We start from the raw sequence: 985 nt of genomic DNA, 5'->3' as shown, positions 1-985 counted from the left end.
CGCTCGGCGACTTTACGCACCCAACCCCAGTCTGTGCGCTCGCTGAACGTCACGGGGTCAAAGTACTGGAGGAGCATTTTCATATACTCATCCACCTCCTCACTAGCCACAGTTCTAGCCAATTCTTCACAAGTCACTCTACGTCCTCTAATTTCTACTTCACGCAACTCTTGTAGTCTTTTCAAAAGCCCTGCCGGCTCTTTTTCCCAAATTTTGAGTAAATTACCCCACGACATGCAGTATTGAATAAGGCTCAGCTCTACGCCGTACCGCTTACGCATCACCGCTTTTATAAAAGGCATAGCGACATCAACTAGTTTAACATCGTCGGGCTCTACATCCACCGCATACGCATAAGTAAAGACTTCGTAACTAGGTCTCCTACCCCTCTCGTAGTTATTGACGGGAATTCTCTCTACCTTATAGACGTAGACAACCCTGTTGTCCACTACCTCGGGGTGTAGGTCTCTAGACTCTACAAACCAAACCACCGACCTGGGCACAACCCTCCCTCTTACAAACCCGCCTTGGGTAAATACTAAATCAGTCAAAACCTTAGACCACACTTTGCCCCGGGAGATGTCCTCTGCAAATTCGTCAAGGTTGCACCTCCTTCTCAACCTCTCGCTTTCGGGCAGTTTTCTACAAAAGTCGACATATCCATGAATAGCCTCTAGTACAAATCTGGGGAGGTAGACCCGTGTCTCACCGCACTTTAGCTCTCTAGCCAGAAGTTGCGGTATATTTCTCGCCTCGACTTCATAGATAGTTTTGTTGTAGTAACTAGCCACAACAGCCTCGGCATCTGGATCAATGGCGCCTGGCTGAAAGTATTCAACGTAGTCTACCCAGCTTACTCCTTCCAAAGAATTACAACATACGCCGCTGTCGCAAATTCTCACCAAGGCTCTATATAGTGAGCTCTGGTGCGCTCCGTAGAACCGGAGATGCCGATTTCTATCGCTTATGTTAAGCCGTTTTTTGA

At 47.8% G+C, this 985-nt stretch carries 1 protein-coding gene; it reads right to left on the bottom strand.

Annotated features, from left to right (window positions below):
* Window positions 1–866 (bottom strand): hypothetical protein (locus tag ACP5J3_RS14880; RefSeq protein ID WP_428496391.1); only part of this gene is annotated, 866 nt, incomplete at its 3' end.
* Window positions 867–985: the final 119 nt, after the last annotated feature.

The organism is Pyrobaculum sp. (assembly GCF_049971835.1).
Lineage (GTDB): Archaea > Thermoproteota > Thermoprotei > Thermoproteales > Thermoproteaceae > Pyrobaculum.
The sequence above is the reverse complement of the archived record's forward strand: the minus strand, read 5'-3'. Positions and strand labels throughout refer to the sequence as shown.